The organism is Streptomyces sp. NBC_01669 (assembly GCF_026339735.1).
GTDB classification, from domain to species: domain Bacteria; phylum Actinomycetota; class Actinomycetes; order Streptomycetales; family Streptomycetaceae; genus Streptomyces; species Streptomyces yanii.
In genome coordinates this window covers 7,250,637-7,265,266 of record NZ_JAPEQG010000001.1, presented here as the reverse complement: position 1 = coordinate 7,265,266, position 14,630 = coordinate 7,250,637, and the positions used below count along the sequence as shown (strand labels likewise).

Here is a 14,630-nt window from a genome sequence, read left to right as displayed (position 1 = left end):
CAACGACCCCCGGCCCGTCACACCGGTGGCCAGGGGATCGCCGGCCACCCGCCGCTCGGCCCCGGGTGCCGCCCCGTCATCCGCAGCGCCTCCACCCGCCCCCGCAACGCGTCGATCTCCGCCGCAGTGATCAGCTCCGCCAGTCGGGTGACCAGCGCCGTTCCCGGGGCCAGCTCTTCCGCCAGCCGGTCCATCACATCGACGGCCTCGGCCGTCAGCGGTTCCCCCGCCCACCCCCACAGCAGCGTCCGCAGCTTGTCGTCCGCATTGAACGTCACTCCGTGGTCGATGCCGTACAGCCGGCCGTCCGGCGCCGGCAGCAGGTGCCCGCCCTTCCGGTCGGCGTTGTTGATCACCGCGTCGAGAACCGCCAGCCGCCGCAGCCGCGGATCGTCCGCGTGCACCAGCAGCGCCGTCCTCCCCTCGCCCACCTCGGCCTGGGCGACGGCCTTCCACCCGTCCCCCGGCTCCTCGTCCTCGACGAGCGCCAGCAGCGGAGGCTCACCGTCCGCGGATGACTCCGAGGGCGCCTCGATCCACAGCTGGCACATCCCCTCCCCGTACGGCCCGTCCCGGAGCACGGTCGGCGGCACCAGCCCCCACCCCGTCACCTCGGAGATCTCGTACGCGGCGACCTCACGCCCGGCGAGCGTGCCGTCGGGGAAGTCCCACAGCGGCTGTTCCCCGGCGACGGGCTTGTATACGCAGGTGCGCTCCTCGCCCTCGTACGCGACCGTGCAGTAGAGCACCGCGTTGGACGCGTCACGGACCTGCCCGCGGACGGTGAGCTGCCCCTCGGTGAGCAGAGTGATCAGCCGGGTGTCCGTCAGGCTCCCCGTCGGTATCCGTTCTGGCGCGGGCATACGTGTCCTTCCGGGTCGAGCGGCAAGCTGCACAGCGGGCACGGTGGACGGCCGGCGTTCACGACGTCCAGGGCGCGCTTGGCGAACGCGCGCGCCTGCGCGCCGCTGAGCCGGACCCGGAGCATCGGCGGACCGTTCTCCTCGTCCTGCAGCATCCGTTCCTCGGCCTCCGCGAGATCGTCGTCGGAGTCCGCGTCCAGCTCGACCAGGGCCTGCGCCTCGACAATCATGCGCTGTTCCTCGCCGTCCCAGGCGAGAGCCATGGTCCCGACCCGGAACTCCTCCTCGACGGGCACGTCGAGCGGAGCGGTGTCGGTGACGTCCATCGGGGCCACTGCGGGCACCGGCGAGTTCCCGCCGGTCCTCCGCACAACCTCGTCGAGCAGTTCGTCGATCCGCTCGGCGAGCGCGGCGACCTGGGTCTTCTCCAGGGCCACGCTGGTGACACGTCCGCCTGAGGAAGCCTGCAGGAAGAACGTACGGCGTCCAGGCAGCCCGACCGTACCGGCCACGAAACGGTCCGGGGGGTCGTAGAGGAACACCTGACGGGACACGTCCTGTCTCCCTTGAGAATTGACGGCAAATGAGGGGCGGCCGGGTTCCGGGAGAGTCCCGGAGGAAGGGCGCCTACGGCGCGTCCACCCTACTGCGCGGAGCGATCACGGCGCCCCAGCGCCGCCGCCGACCACCGCATCCGTATCTGCTTCCGTATCCGTGGCCGCGCCGACGCTCTCATCGCGCGGCTCCAGCGACGCGAAGTCCCCGGTGTCGCCGAGTCGCAGCAGGAAGGGCCGCAGCCGCGTGTAGCGGATCGCGGTGATCGAGCAGGGTTCGGCCTGGATCCGCTGGAAGAGGTCGAGATGCATCCCGAGCGCGTCGGCGACGACGGACTTGATGATGTCGCCGTGCGAGCACATCACGTACACCGCGCCGTCGCCGTGCTCGGCCTCGATCCGGGCGTTCCACTCCCGGACGGCATCGACGGCGCGCGCCTGCATCGCCCGCATCGACTCACCGCCGGGAAAGGCCACGGCCGAGGGATGCTGCTGCACGACGGACATCAGCGGCTCGTCGGAGAGTTCCGCGAGTTTGCGCCCCGCCCAGTCGCCGTAGTCGCATTCGCTGATCCGCTCCTCGGTGTGCAGAGGCAGCCCCGGCCGGGCGTCGAGCAGCGGCTGCAGAGTCTCCCGGCAGCGCTGCAGCGGGCTGCTGACGGCGGCGGCGAGGGGCAGGGAGGCGAGCCGCCCGGGGAGCGCGGCGGCCTGCGCGACGCCGCGCTCGTCGAGCGCGACACCGGGGGTCCGGCCGGCGAGCACCCCGGCCGTGTTGGCGGTGGAGCGTCCGTGGCGTACGAGGATCAGGGTGGGCATACGGGCCAGCGTAGGCCGATGTCCCTCAGGAGGTGCGTCGGGGACCGGAGCAAGGAAGAATGCGCGCCGTGATTGTGGACTGCGCGATTTATCGGGATGGGCGTCGTACCGACGGACCTGCCGACTTCTCCGATGCCCTCGACGAGGCACGAGCCACCGGGGACGCGTTTCTCTGGATCGGGCTGCACGAGCCCACGGAGAAGGAGTTCGACCTCGTCAGCAGCGAGTTCGGGCTGCATCCACTGGCCGTGGAGGACGCGCTGAGCGCGCACCAGCGGCCGAAGCTGGAGGTGTACGACGACTCCCTCTTCGTGGTCATCAAGCCGGTGGTGTACGAACCCGAGGGCGACACCGTCACCACCGACGAGCTGATGATCTTCATAGGAGACTCGTTCGTCGTGACGGTCCGGCACGGGGAGGGCGCGCCGCTCGCCGAGGTACGCCGTCGGCTGGAGGCTGATCCCGAGGTGCTCAAGCACGGACCCACCGCGGTCCTGTACGCGGTCAGCGACGCCGTCGTGGACCACTACATCGATGTGGCCGCGGAACTCCAGGTCGACCTGGAGGAACTGGAGACCGAGGTGTTCGCACCGAGCAGCACCGTCGACACCAAGAACACCGCATCGCGCATCTACACCTTCAAGCGGCAGGTGCTGGAGTTCCGCCGGGCCAGCGGCCCGCTGAGCGCGCCCATGGTCCGGCTGGCGGGCGCCACTGTGCCGTTCGTCAATGAGCACTCGCAACCGTTCTTCCGGGACGTGAGCGACCATCTGACGCGCGCCAACGAGCACGTGGAGGGGCTGGACCGGCTGCTCTCCGACATCCTCTCCGCGCATCTGGCGCAGACGGGGCTGCGGCAGAACGACGACATGCGGAAGATCTCGGCGTGGGCGGCCATGGCGGCCGTACCGACGATGGTGGCCGGGATCTACGGCATGAACTTCGACCACATGCCGGAGCTGCACTGGGTGTGGACCTACCCGACGCTGATCGGGCTGATGGGCTGCGCGGTCTTCGGCCTGTACCGCATGTTCAAGCGCCGCGGCTGGCTCTGACGACAGGCTCTCAGGCGTACTCGGGCGCCGGTACCGCCGGGCCGCCCAGCGCGTCGCGCCGCTCGGGCAGTTCCAGGCTGACCATGCGCCGCCAGCCGACGAGCCGTTCGTACGCGTAGACGCCGTGGATCCCCGCGGCGAGCATCGCCGCCCGGGCCCTGGGCCAGCCCAGGATGCGGCCCATGTGAGCCATCACGGCGAGGCTGACATCGCGGTACACCCGGATCTCGGCAAGGGCGCACTCGCGCAGGATGCGCTGGATCGTCCGGCCGTGTCCGGCGCGGGCGAGGCGGAGCAGCTCCTCATGGCAGTACGCCAGGTGGTTGTCCTCGTCGTTCGAGATCATCTTCACCGCGCGACCCAGGTCGGGGTGGTCGGCGAAATGCTTGTGGAGCGTTTTCATCTGTTCGCAGGCGCGCTGCTCGGTGACCCGGCTGTGTGCCAGATACGTGACGATGTCGAGCTCGGAGAGCGGCTCGTCGCGTCTCAGCTGCTCGTGGGCGAGGCCGATGCCGTGCTTCTCCAGCAGCATCGTGTAGTCCGTCTCATGCGGCACCTCGGCCGGCCGCAGCCCGCGCTTCTTCAGCAGGGCGTGGAAGATCCGGCCGTGCTTGTCCTCGTCGGCGCCGTGCCGGACGATCTTGGGAACGAGGGCGCGCTGGCTCCCGGGGGCCAGGGCCGCGATACGGCCGTTCTCCCAGCCGCCCTGCATCTCGCCACCTGCGGCGATCGAACAGAAGAGCCGGAACGACTCGTCGTTGTCGAGAATCTCCTGGAACAGGTTCTTTATCGAGAGCATCGCTGGCGCCTCCGTACCGGTGTCCGCAGAAGGAAAGTCAAATGCGGTACGGGCTGGTGGGCAACAGCAGGCATGCCCGGCAGGGCCGAACGAGTGCCGCGTAACCGATGAGGGCCGCGCGCGTTGTGCTGCGTAACGGCCGTGGCGGGGAGGACCCCCGAGCCCCCACCACGGCCGTAGTGCTGCCCGCGGGCGGTTACGCCAGGCCGGACCGCTCCAGGGCGTCCGTACCGGCGCGCAGCGCGGCGATCCGCTCCTCGCGTGTGAAACCGGCGGGAGCAAGGGTCAGCGTCGTGACACCGGCGGCTGCGTAGGCCTGCATGCGCTCCGCGATGCGCTCGACCGAACCGAGCAGCGTGGTCTGGTCGATCAGCTGGTGCGGTACGGCGGCCGCGGCGCCGGTCTTGTCACCGGACAGGTACTTGTCCTGGATCTCGGCGGCTTCCTTCTCGTACCCCATGCGCTGGGCGAGCTGGTTGTAGAAATTCTGCTTGCGGCTGCCCATGCCGCCGACGTATAGCGCGGTGTAGGGCCGGAACATGTCGGCGAGTCCGTTGATGTCGTCACCGATGGCGAGCGGCAGCGTCGGGCAGACGTCGAAGCCGTCCATGGTCTTCCCCACCTTCTCGCGGCCCGCCCGCAGGTGCTTCACCGCGGTGTCCTCGAGATGGTCGGCGGACGGGAAGATCAGCAGCGCCCCGTCGGCGATCTCGCCGGTCTGCTCCAGGTTCTTCGGGCCGATCGCGGCGATGTAGAGCGGAATGTGCTCGCGCTGCGGGTGGACGGTGAGCTTGATGGGCTTGCCGGGGCCGTCCGGCAGCGGGAGCGTCCAGTGCTCGCCCTCGTACGAGAGCCGCTCGCGGGACATCGCCCGGCGGACGATCTCGACGTACTCCCGGGTGCGGGCCAGCGGCTTGTCGAACTTGACGCCGTACCAGCCCTCGGAGACCTGCGGTCCCGACACACCGAGGCCGAGACGGAACCGGCCGCCGGAGAGCGAGTCGAGGGTGGCAGCGGTCATCGCCGTCATGGCGGGCTGGCGCGCCGGGATCTGCATGATCGCGGAGCCGACGTCGATGGACTCGGTCTGGGCGGCGACCCAGGTGAGCACGGTCGGCGCGTCGGAGCCGTACGCCTCGGCCGCCCAGCAGACGTCGTAGCCGAGCCGGTCGGCCTCCTGGGCGACGGCGAGGTTGTCGCCGTCCATTCCCGCGCCCCAGTAACCGAGATTGATGCCGAGCCGCATAGCCGCTCCCCTTACTGATCAGTAACGTCCCTGTGGTCCGGACTCTAGCGCGCACCACCCGGATCCGGCAGGGGCGACTTGACCCCTCGTTGTCCACAGGCTTCCTCCCCGTGGGGCTCTGGCCAGTAATCTCAGCGCCCATGGAGCAGAGGCATCTCGGCCGCACCGGCCTTCGAGTGTCCCGGATCGGGCTCGGCACCCTCACCTGGGGCCGGGACACCGACGAGCACGACGCTGCCGAACAGCTGAAGGCCTTCTGGGAGGCGGGCGGCACACTGGTCGACACGGCCGATGTGTACGGCGGCGGGGAGGCCGAATATCTGCTGGGGCAGCTCGTCGAGGGTCTGGTGCCGCGGCGCGATCTGGTCATCGCGACGAAGGCAGGCAGCGTGGCCGACCCGTACCGCCGCTTCGACGGCTCGCGCGGGCATCTGCTGGCGGCACTGGACGCCTCACTCGAACGGCTCGGTACGGACTACGTGGATCTGTGGCAGCTCCACGCCTTCGACCCGGTGACTCCGCTGGAGGAGACCCTTCAGACGCTGGAGCTGGCGGTGTCCACCGGGCGCGCCCGGTACGCGGGGGTGTCGAACTTTTGCGGCTGGCAGCTCGCCAAGGCGGCGACCTGGCAGCTCGCCTCGCCGGGGGCGCGCACCCGGCTGGCCAGTACGCAGATGGAGTACTCACTGCTGCAGCGTGGCGTGGAGCGCGAGGTGCTGCCGGCCGCACTCGATCTGGGCGTGGGGCTGCTGCCGTCGTCGCCCCTGGGCCGCGGGGTGCTGACCGGCAAGTACCGCACGGGCACCCCGGCCGATTCGCGCGGCGCCTCAGATCTGCTCGCGCCGTTCGTCGAGCCGTATCTCGACGACCCGGCGAGCCGCATCGTGGACGCGGTGGCGACGGCGGCCGACGGGCTGGCCACGACGGCGCTGCAGGTGGCTCTCGCCTGGGTGCGGGACCGTCCTGGAGTGGTGGCCCCGATCGTCGGCGCGCGCAACGCGCAGCAGCTCACGGAGGCGTTGTCAGTGGAGGCGCTTAGTCTTCCTGACGAGATCTGCCAGGCGCTCGACGATGTGTCGGCGCCCGTGCACCGCTATCCCGACCAGGACTGGAGCACGCTGTGACTGCGCTTCCCCGGGGGGAATCCCCCGGCCCCTCGGCCACCGCCGACGACACCGACGTCGTCGGCTCCGCTGCCGCCGTACCCGCCTCGTCCGCCGAGGACGTGGCCGAAGACGTGGGGGCCGACGAGAGCGAGGCGGAGGAGACGGAAGGGACAGCGCAGTCGGCTGCCCCGGAGGGAGCCGACGAGACGGATGCGGCCGCGACGGACGCCGACACGGCGCCCGCTGCTGCCGTGCTCTCGGAGGCCGAGGCCGAGCTGGCCGCCCAGCGGGAGCTGCGGGAGCGGATCGAGAAGCGCAAGGCCGAGAAGGAGGGCCCGATCGCTGCGGGCGCCAAGCTGAGCGGGCAGGCGGCCGATCTGCTGGCGGCGGTGCGTGCCGTGGAGAGCCGAGAGAAGCCCGGCGCCGCGTTCTTCGACTCGCCCGCACCCGCGCCGCGCCGTACCGCGCCCGCGCCCGCGCCGGTACGCCCCCGGGAACCCGAGCCGGTGTTCGCACCGCAGGGTGCCTCTCCGGAGGCCGTCGTCGCGGTGACGGCCGTCCTGGCGGAGGGCGGGGCACCCGAGACCCTCGCGGGACCGGCGGCGGAGACGCTCGGCGCGCAGGCGGCCGACGTGCTGCGCGCGGACCCGTGGCAGCTGCTGGCCGTACCCACCGTCCGGCCCGAGCAGGCGGACGGCTTCGCGAGGGCCCTGCTGGGCGCCGCGTGCGGTCCGGACGACGAACGGCGGACGGCGGCGCTGGTCGGCTGGCTGCTGGAGCGCGCCGCACTGCAGGGCCACACCGCGCTGGACGCGTCGGCGGTGCGTGCCGCGCTCGCCGAGCGTGCGGTGACCGACCCGGAGACGGCCGTGCAGCACGCCGTCGCCGAGGGCGTCGTGCTGGTCTTCCAGGACGGTCCGGACGATCAGGAAGCGGACAGGGACGCAGAACCCGGGGACGAGGCGGCGGACGGGGCCGGACAGGAGCCGGCCCAGGTGCTGCTCGGTCTCGACCGGTACGCGCTGGCCGAGGAGAGCCTCGCCGACGGTCTGGCCCGGCTGGTCAACGCCTGCGAGAAGGACGCCGACTGGTCGGAGGCGGCCGCGGCCGCCGGTTCCCCGTCGGCGGCCGAGCTGATCCGTGCGGTCGCGGCCGGTGGCCTGGTCGCGCACACGGGCGGCGACGCGGCGCGGGCGGAACCCGCCGCGCTGATCGTCGCAGCCCGCGCCCTCGGGTTGCGGGCCCTCGGTACCACCCACAGCGTGGACGGCAGACGGCGGCTGGCCGAGGCGCTCGACGAGCCGTCGGCGGCCGTCACCCTCGCCGGGCTGCTCTCCGGCGCGGAGGGCCCCGGCCGGGACGCGGACGGGGCGATCGCCGTCGATCTGCTGGTCGTGCTGGACGCCCCGCAGCTGGACGTGGAGACCGCCGCGATTCTGGTGGAGTCACTCCCCGACGGCGCCCGGCTGGTACTCAGCGGCGACCCCGGGGTGCTGGGCTCGGCAGGTGCGGGGCGGGTGTTCGCGGACGTCCTGGCCGCCCGCGCGTGCCCGCAGGTCGTATCCCGTACGCCGGATCCCGGTCCGATCGGCGAGCTGGTCTCCGGGATCGGAATCGGTGAGCTGAACCAGGTGGCGGCCCCCGGCAAGGAGGTGGTGATCGTCCCCGTGCAGGACGCCGGCGAGGCGGTGCACCGCACCGTGCAACTGGTCGCCGACTCGGTGCCACGTGCGATCGGTGTCCCGTCGGCCGACACCCAGGTGATCACTGTCGGGCACGGCGGCTCGGCGGGCACCCGCGCGCTGAACGCGGCGCTCAAGCAGCGGCTCAACCCCGGTCCCGGTCGGTTCGGCGGCTTCGACCCGGGCGACCGGGTCGTACACATCCCGACGCCCGGCAGGACCGTGCCCGGGACGGTTGTCTCGGCCGACGCCGAGGGACTGCATCTGGACTGTGCGGGCACGCCGGTCGTCGTACCGCAGGAGCGGGTGGAGTCGTCCGTGCGCCACGGCTGGGCCCTCAGCGCCCACCAGGCGGCCGGGATGCGCTGGCCCGCGGTCGTCGTCGTGCTGCCCGGTGACGCGGCTCAGGGGCTGAGCCGGGCCTGGGTGTACACCGCGTTCAGCCGTGGCGAGCGGCATCTCTCCGTCGTGCACGGGGTGGATCAGGCTCTTCCCCGCGCGGTGGCCCTGCCCCCGTCCCAGGACCGCACGACCCGGCTGCGCGCCCTGCTGGAGGCGCAGCAGACGGTGACGTCCTAGTGCCCCTCCCGGCAAGCTTTTGCCGGTCGCGGCACTGGGCTCGGCCGTCGGACTGCCGTCGTCGCCCGAAGGGCGGCCACGCGGCGTCCGGTGCGTCGCCGGTGCCCCGGGCGGGGCACCGGCGACGACAGTTTGTCACCGGCAGCACACGGTCAGGAGCTCTCGGTCGCCAGGTCGTCCAGCTCCTCGTCGAGTTCGTCCTCGTCGAAGACGGAACTGACGTCGAAGCGGCACACCACCAGTTGAGGGTCGGCCTCGTCGAAGGGGGCGCTGAGCCACTCCCCCGGCTCGGGAAGCTCTTCCGCCGCGGAGACCCACAGCGTGGAGTCGCCTTCCTCCAGGCCGAACTCCTGGTGCCGGGAGGCGATCTCGTCCGGTTCGTACTCACCGAAGAGCACGCCGAGCGCCGCATGGACACTGGCGCCGACCACGGCGCCGGTCCCGTTGGCGCGGCCGCCCGGGTCCGGATTGGCGATCCGCTGCGCCTGGGCGAGCAGCCGGGGCGGCTCCACCACCGCGTAATCGCGGCGGATCAGCACGCTGATCGCCTTGGGGTCCTCAGGACCGCCGTACGGCGGCAGGGAGTCGTCGACGCCGGGGATCTCGAAGGGAGTGACCTCGTCGTATCGGTCGTAGAGGAGTTCGTCGTAGACCTCGGCCGCAGCGGCCAGTGCATTGAACGCCTCATAGACGGCGGGGTCGTCGTCCCCGGACCGGTGCTCGACCGCCGCGAGGTGATGGTCGAGCGCGGCTTTGACCGCATCGGCGGCGGCGCGTACCTCGGCAGCGGTGGGCTGCGCAGCATCAGACATAGGGCAGACGCTATCCGTACACAGCCTCTGCCCGCACAATAGATGCGATGCCGGAATACGAATTTGTCGATGTGTACGTGCCGCGCGGGGTCTCCCGGAAGGAAACCGCCCGCCTGCTGACCGACCATGCCGAGTACGGGCACTGGGAGTTGGACCGATTGACGCTGCGCCGTGACGGCAGCCGCAGGGTGCGGCTGCGGCGGCGGATCATTCGCCAGCTACGCGCCACCTGGTGAGACGAGCGGGCCCCGCATCCGCGGGGCCCGCTCGTTTTCATGCCTTCCGGCCCGGTGCCGCAGCCCGTTGTTATGCGACCGTGCGGGAGCGGCGGTACAGCACCGTACCCGCGCCCGCCAGCAGGAGACCCACGCCCGCCGGGACCAGCAGGTCGAGCCCGCCCGCTCCGGTGTGGGCGAGCTGGGGCTCGGGCGCGTTCGGCACGCCTCGCGGTCCGGGCACTTCGGGCTTCTCGGGGGTGAGCGGCGTGACCGGGGTGAGCGGCGTGACCGGGGTGACCGGGGTGACCGGAACGTCCACCGGGGGCGTGCTCACGTCGGCGTCGTTCTCGCACGTGTTGCCGGTTGTGGGGTTGAGCAGTCCGCCGATGGTGGCGCTGTTCCCGCAGGCGTTCACGGGGACGTCGACGGGGACCTGGATGTGGTTGCCCGAAAGGACGCCGGGCGACCCGTTCGCGTACCCCTCGGCCGTGGCGCCGCTGAAGCTTCCGTTGTCTCCGGCCCGGTGCTTGCCCGTTCCGGCGCGGTGCTCGCGGGTCAGGTCGCCCATGCCGCGGCCGGCCGCCGCGTGGCGGCCCGATGCCTGCGCACCCGACGCCTGGGCGCCCGAGCCGTGCCGCCCCGAGGCACTGTTTCCCGATCCGTTTCCGCAAGTATTTCCGGCCGCCGGATTGAGCAGTCCGACAACACTCACGGAGTTACCGCATATGTTGACCGGGACGTCGACCGGGATCTTCACCGAATTCCCTGACAGCACCCCCGGGAAATTCGACGTGTCGCCGGCCGCTCCCGCGTCGGCGTGTGCGTATCCGCCACTCAGCGCGAGCACTCCGCCCGCCGCCGCCATGGTCATCAGGCCCTTACGCGTGACCTGTCACATAGGTTGTTCCCTGCCTTCTACCTTCCGGAATACCCCCGGACGTGACCGCGCGGGGTGGAGTGCCCGTCGGCCCCGGAGCGCATGGCGTGCGCTCCGGGGCCGACGGGCTCAAACCCTTACGGGTTGACGCACAACGTCAGGAGTTGGCGCAGTAGTTGCCGAAGGCGGGGTTCAGCAGCCCGATCACGGAGACCGTGTTGCCGCACAGGTTCACCGGCACGTGCACGGGAACCTGGATGGTGTTGCCCGAGATCACACCGGGGCTGCCGACCGCGGCACCCTGGGCGCCCGAGTCGGCGACGGCCATGCCCGCACCCGCAAGCACCAGACCACCGGTGACTGCCGCAGCGGCGACGATCTTCTTGATCATTATTCCTCCTAGTTGGCAATGCGGTCCCAGCCGCGGACCGCATCACCTGTAACGAGGAATAAGTGGTCGGGCTACGAGACGATGACCCCTTTCACTCGTTCCGGTCACGTACGTACACGCTGACGATTACCGGTGGAACAGGGCGCGGTAATTCAGCAGTTGTCGATGAAACGGTCGAGCACCCGCACGCCGAATTTCAGACCGTCGACCGGCACTCGCTCGTCCACACCGTGGAACATGCCCGCGAAGTCGAGCTCCGGCGGCAGCTTCAGCGGCGCGAATCCGAAGCAGCGGATGCCGAGGTCGTCGAAGGACTTGGCGTCGGTGCCACCGGAGAGCATGTACGGGACGGCGCGGGCGATCGGGTCCTCCGCCTTCAGCGCGACCTGCATCGCGTCGACCAGGGAGCCGTCGAAGCTGGTCTCCAGCGCCTTGTCGCCGTGCACGTCCTCGCGCCTCACCCGCGGGCCGAGGATCCGGTCCAGGTCGGCCAGGAACTCGTCCTCGAAGCCGGGCAGGAAGCGACCGTCGACATGGGCGACGGCCTGGCCGGGGATCACGTTCACCTTGTACCCGGCGCCCAGCATGGTCGGGGCGGCCGAGTTGCGCAGGGTGGCGCCGATCATCTTGGCGATGCCGCCCAGCTTGGCGAGCGTGGCGTCCATGTCCTCCGGGTCGAGCGGGGTGCCGAGAGCGTCGGACAGCTCGTCGAGGAAGGACCGCACGGTCTTGGTCACCCTGACCGGCCACTTGTGCCGGCCGAGCCGCCCGACCGCCTCGCAGAGCTCGGTGATCGCGTTGTCGCTGTTGGTCATCGAGCCGTGCCCAGCGGTGCCGTCCACGGTGAGCCGCATCCAGTGCATGCCCTTCTCGGCCGTCTCCACGAGATAGAGCCGCAGCTTCTCGTTGACGGTGAAGGAGAAGCCGCCGACCTCGCCGATCGCCTCGGTCACGCCGTCGAAGAGATCCGGGTGCTTGTCGACGAGATACCGCGCACCGTACGTGCCACCGGCCTCCTCGTCGGCGAGGAAGGCCAGCACGATGTCGCGCGGGGGCTTGCGGCCGCTGCGCATCCGATCGCGGACGACCGCGAGGGTCATCGCGTCCATGTCCTTCATGTCGACGGCGCCGCGCCCCCACACGCAGCCGTCCGCGACCTCGCCCGAGAACGGGTCGTACGTCCAGTCCTGGGCATTGGCCGGCACGACGTCGGTGTGCCCGTGGATGAGCAGCGCGGGCCTGGACGGATCCTCGCCCTCGATCCGGGCCACGGTCGATGCACGACCCTTGTGGGATTCGAAGATCTTCGGTTCCAGCCCGACCTCGGCGAGCTTCTCCGCGACGTACTCGGCGGCTGCCCGCTCACCCGGGCCCGAGTGGTCTCCGTAGTTGCTGGTGTCGATCCGGATCAGCTCACGGCAGAGGTCCACGACCTCGTCCTCGCCGGACAGGCCGCCGGCCTTGTTCGTCTCGCTCACGCTGCTTCCTTCCACTGTCACCCTGGTGCTCCCCCACATCCTCCCGCGCCCGGCCCGCACGCCCAAGGGCGCCCGTCCCCCGTCACGCGCCGTTCACACGGCCAGTGGCGTGATCGAGCACCCCCGATTGTTTGCTATTGTTTTCCACGTCGGAACGGGCACGGCCCGCGAGACAGACACCTTGTCCGGGTGGCGGAATGGCAGACGCGCTAGCTTGAGGTGCTAGTGCCCTTTATCGGGCGTGGGGGTTCAAGTCCCCCCTCGGACACCAGAAGGTCTCCCTTCGCAGGAGACGGAGCGGATGCGGGTCGAGGATCATCTCGGCCCGCATCCGCTTTTTCGTGCGGGGCCCGGCGGCGTCACACTCCGGCCGGAGCGGGAGGCGCGGCCGGGCGTCCGCCGGAGGCGGGAGCCAGGAGGACGGCGAAGTCGCCCGGCCCGGGCAGCGGGCGGTTCTCCTCGGTGACCGGATCGAGCCGGCCGTCGCCCCGGACGAGGAACAGCGTGTCCCAGTCGGCCGGCGCGGCCTGGTCCGCCGGCCTGGTCACGATGGACGCCCCGTCCTCGTACCTCCGGGTCAGCACCGCCCCGGTCAGTTCCGTGCCGAACAGGACCTCGCCGCCGATGAACGGGGCGACCACGCCGAGGCTCTCGCGCGGAGCACCGACGCGATGGACGGATCCCTCGACGCTGCCGCGCAGGATGGTGGCCGCCCGCGCATTGAAGTCGTCCTCGGCGGTCAGGAGGAACACCGCCGTGATGCCCTCCAGCTCGGCCCCCTCACCGGTGGCGGCGGCCAGCAGTTCCCCCGGGGCCAGGTCGAGTCCGGCCTGTCCGATGCGCTCACGCTGCTGCTCCAGCCCGGCCCACATCAGTACCAGAAGCCCCGCCGATCTCAGTGCCAGCCCGAGATCCACCACCCACTGCTCACCGCCGACCAGGAGCGGGCGTGAGCGGGCCGGCCGCACGACGCCCAGCCGCCGGGCGACGGCCGACGCCGTCAGCCCGTACAGCGTCACCGTGGCCACGATGACGACGAACGTGGCCGGGAGAATCTTCGAAGCGCCGCCGATTCCCCTCGCCACCAGGGCGGCGGAGAAGGTCGAGGCGGTCGCCGCCGCGACGATCCCGCGTGGAGCCATCCAGCCGATGAAACCCCGCTCGCCCCGTGACAGGTCCGTGCCGAGCGTCGACAGGACCGCCACCAGGGGTCTGACCACGATCACCAGCGCAACGGCCAGGCCCAGCGCGGGCAGGACCACGTGGCGCAGCGACTGCGGGGTGACGGTGGCCGAGATCGAAATGAAGAGCAGCCCGAGGATCAGGCTGACCGTGGTCTCGAAGAAGGGCCGGCGTGCCGGGACGTCGAAGCGTGGAAGGTTGGCGACTGCCAGTCCCATCACCACGGCAGCGATGAGTCCGGTGTCCTCACGGACCACATCGCAGAAGGCCGCCACCGCGATCACCGCGGCGAGCTGGGCTGTCGTCCCGAGGACCTCGCCGAGCCGGAGCACACGGAGCAGCACCCACAGCAGCGCGGCTCCGACGACGCCTCCCGCCAGTCCGACGCCGACGCTGCCGAGGAACTTGACCACGCCGACCCCGGCATGACGGCCGCCGCTCGCTTCGACGAGGTGGAAGACGAGCGCTCCCAGAATGCCGCCGACCGGGTCGATGAGCGAGCCCTCCCAGACCAGGATGTGCTGCAGCCGTTGCTTCGGCCGGACGAAGCCGAGCAGCGGACCGACCACGGTCGGCCCGGAGACCACGAGGATCGCACCGAGCATGACGGCCGCCCGCCGGTCCATGCCCAGCAGCAAAATGGCGACGAGCGTGCCGAGCACCCAGCTGACCAGGACGCCGATCCAGATCAGCCGGACGACGACGACGCGGATATGGCCCTTCAGCTTCCCGAGATCGAGCCCGAGGCCCGCATCGTAGAGGATCACCGCGACGGCGAGCGACACCAGCGGCGAGAACGCCGGGCCCAGCAGGCGCTGCGGATCCAGGTCGTCCACCAGCGCCCCGGCGGTGAACCCGACCGGCAGCAGCACGATGAGCGCCGGGATGCGCAGCCGGCCGGCCAGGATCTGCGAACCGACGGCGAGCACCAGGGTGAGTCCCACACCGTTGACATCCTCCCCCTCGTGAACG

At 71.0% G+C, this 14,630-nt stretch carries 14 protein-coding genes and 1 tRNA gene; 5 read left to right on the top strand and 10 right to left on the bottom strand.

What is annotated here, in order from left to right; translation table 11 throughout:
• Positions 1-17: 17 nt before the first annotated feature.
• The 3 genes from OG972_RS32465 to OG972_RS32455 all read right to left on the bottom strand — a co-directional run bounded on the left by OG972_RS32465 (position 18) and on the right by OG972_RS32455 (position 2,233).
• Complete coding sequence (locus OG972_RS32465) at positions 18-863, bottom strand: SCO1664 family protein (RefSeq protein ID WP_266987584.1); 846 nt, start codon at positions 861-863, stop codon at positions 18-20.
• Positions 827-1,417: a DUF3090 domain-containing protein gene (locus OG972_RS32460; protein ID WP_030918365.1), complete on the bottom strand. Its 591-nt coding sequence runs from the start codon at positions 1,415-1,417 to the stop codon at positions 827-829. The genes OG972_RS32465 and OG972_RS32460 overlap by 37 nt, the downstream gene beginning before the upstream one ends.
• A gap of 105 nt (positions 1,418-1,522) precedes the next feature.
• On the bottom strand, positions 1,523-2,233 hold the full coding sequence (locus OG972_RS32455; protein ID WP_266987582.1) for a histidine phosphatase family protein: 711 nt from the start codon (positions 2,231-2,233) through the stop codon (positions 1,523-1,525).
• Between the two features lie 59 nt (positions 2,234-2,292).
• Here OG972_RS32455 and corA point away from each other — a divergent pair, with 59 nt between their 5' ends.
• The gene (gene corA, locus OG972_RS32450) at positions 2,293-3,288 is read left to right on the top strand and encodes a magnesium/cobalt transporter CorA (protein ID WP_266987580.1); all 996 of its coding nucleotides are present in this window, start codon (positions 2,293-2,295) and stop codon (positions 3,286-3,288) included.
• A 10-nt stretch (positions 3,289-3,298) separates the two neighbouring features.
• Here corA and OG972_RS32445 read toward each other — a convergent pair whose 3' ends face one another.
• Both OG972_RS32445 and OG972_RS32440 read right to left on the bottom strand, forming a co-directional pair.
• Complete coding sequence (locus OG972_RS32445; protein WP_266987578.1) at positions 3,299-4,087, bottom strand: ferritin-like domain-containing protein; 789 nt, start codon at positions 4,085-4,087, stop codon at positions 3,299-3,301.
• Positions 4,088-4,283: 196 nt separating this feature from the next.
• Positions 4,284-5,333, bottom strand: coding sequence for an LLM class F420-dependent oxidoreductase (locus tag OG972_RS32440; protein ID WP_266987576.1), 1,050 nt, complete (start codon positions 5,331-5,333; stop codon positions 4,284-4,286).
• A gap of 140 nt (positions 5,334-5,473) precedes the next feature.
• On the opposite strand from OG972_RS32440, the gene OG972_RS32435 reads away from it, so the two are divergent.
• Together OG972_RS32435 and OG972_RS32430 are read left to right on the top strand one after the other, a co-directional pair.
• Positions 5,474-6,457, top strand: coding sequence for an aldo/keto reductase (locus OG972_RS32435; RefSeq protein WP_266987574.1), 984 nt, complete (start codon positions 5,474-5,476; stop codon positions 6,455-6,457).
• Entirely contained in the window at positions 6,454-8,700 is a 2,247-nt protein-coding gene (locus OG972_RS32430; RefSeq protein WP_266987572.1) for an ATP-dependent RecD-like DNA helicase, read from the top strand. Before OG972_RS32435 ends, OG972_RS32430 begins: the two co-directional genes overlap by 4 nt.
• A 152-nt stretch (positions 8,701-8,852) precedes the next feature.
• Here OG972_RS32430 and OG972_RS32425 read toward each other — a convergent pair whose 3' ends face one another.
• Positions 8,853-9,512 (bottom strand): hypothetical protein, encoded by a 660-nt coding sequence (locus OG972_RS32425; RefSeq protein WP_266987570.1) that lies wholly within the window; start codon positions 9,510-9,512, stop codon positions 8,853-8,855.
• 47 nt (positions 9,513-9,559) lie between these two features.
• Here OG972_RS32425 and OG972_RS32420 point away from each other — a divergent pair, with 47 nt between their 5' ends.
• A complete protein-coding gene (locus OG972_RS32420; RefSeq protein ID WP_030918345.1) occupies positions 9,560-9,748 on the top strand; it encodes a DUF5703 family protein in 189 nt (62 codons plus the stop codon).
• A 70-nt stretch (positions 9,749-9,818) separates the two neighbouring features.
• Here OG972_RS32420 and OG972_RS49300 read toward each other — a convergent pair whose 3' ends face one another.
• The 3 genes from OG972_RS49300 to OG972_RS32400 form a co-directional block, all read right to left on the bottom strand.
• Positions 9,819-10,601 (bottom strand): chaplin, encoded by a 783-nt coding sequence (locus OG972_RS49300; protein ID WP_323135912.1) that lies wholly within the window; start codon positions 10,599-10,601, stop codon positions 9,819-9,821.
• Between the two features lie 163 nt (positions 10,602-10,764).
• Entirely contained in the window at positions 10,765-10,998 is a 234-nt protein-coding gene (chpH, locus tag OG972_RS32405; RefSeq protein ID WP_266987568.1) for a chaplin ChpH, read from the bottom strand.
• Positions 10,999-11,150: 152 nt separating this feature from the next.
• Positions 11,151-12,476, bottom strand: coding sequence for a M20/M25/M40 family metallo-hydrolase (locus OG972_RS32400; protein WP_266987566.1), 1,326 nt, complete (start codon positions 12,474-12,476; stop codon positions 11,151-11,153).
• 183 nt (positions 12,477-12,659) lie between these two features.
• On the opposite strand from OG972_RS32400, the gene OG972_RS32395 reads away from it, so the two are divergent.
• Positions 12,660-12,747: transfer RNA gene (locus OG972_RS32395), tRNA-Leu, on the top strand.
• 88 nt (positions 12,748-12,835) lie between these two features.
• On the opposite strand, the gene OG972_RS32390 is transcribed toward OG972_RS32395, so the two are convergent.
• Complete coding sequence (locus tag OG972_RS32390) at positions 12,836-14,602, bottom strand: sodium:proton antiporter (protein ID WP_266987564.1); 1,767 nt, start codon at positions 14,600-14,602, stop codon at positions 12,836-12,838.
• Positions 14,603-14,630: the final 28 nt, after the last annotated feature.

Bases quoted from the DNA above. Each gene is read 5' to 3' on its own strand.
- OG972_RS32465 (WP_266987584.1), bottom strand. From the start codon at position 863: ATGCCCGCGCCAGAACGGATACCGACGGGGAGCCTGACGGACACCCGG.
- OG972_RS32455 (WP_266987582.1), bottom strand. From the start codon at position 2,233: ATGCCCACCCTGATCCTCGTACGCCACGGACGCTCCACCGCCAACACG.
- corA (WP_266987580.1), top strand. From the start codon at position 2,293: ATGCGCGCCGTGATTGTGGACTGCGCGATTTATCGGGATGGGCGTCGT.
- OG972_RS32445 (WP_266987578.1), bottom strand. From the start codon at position 4,087: ATGCTCTCGATAAAGAACCTGTTCCAGGAGATTCTCGACAACGACGAG.
- OG972_RS32440 (WP_266987576.1), bottom strand. From the start codon at position 5,333: ATGCGGCTCGGCATCAATCTCGGTTACTGGGGCGCGGGAATGGACGGC.
- OG972_RS32435 (WP_266987574.1), top strand. From the start codon at position 5,474: ATGGAGCAGAGGCATCTCGGCCGCACCGGCCTTCGAGTGTCCCGGATC.
- OG972_RS32425 (WP_266987570.1), bottom strand. From the start codon at position 9,512: ATGTCTGATGCTGCGCAGCCCACCGCTGCCGAGGTACGCGCCGCCGCC.
- OG972_RS32420 (WP_030918345.1), top strand. From the start codon at position 9,560: ATGCCGGAATACGAATTTGTCGATGTGTACGTGCCGCGCGGGGTCTCC.
- OG972_RS49300 (WP_323135912.1), bottom strand. From the start codon at position 10,601: ATGACCATGGCGGCGGCGGGCGGAGTGCTCGCGCTGAGTGGCGGATAC.
- chpH (WP_266987568.1), bottom strand. From the start codon at position 10,998: ATGATCAAGAAGATCGTCGCCGCTGCGGCAGTCACCGGTGGTCTGGTG.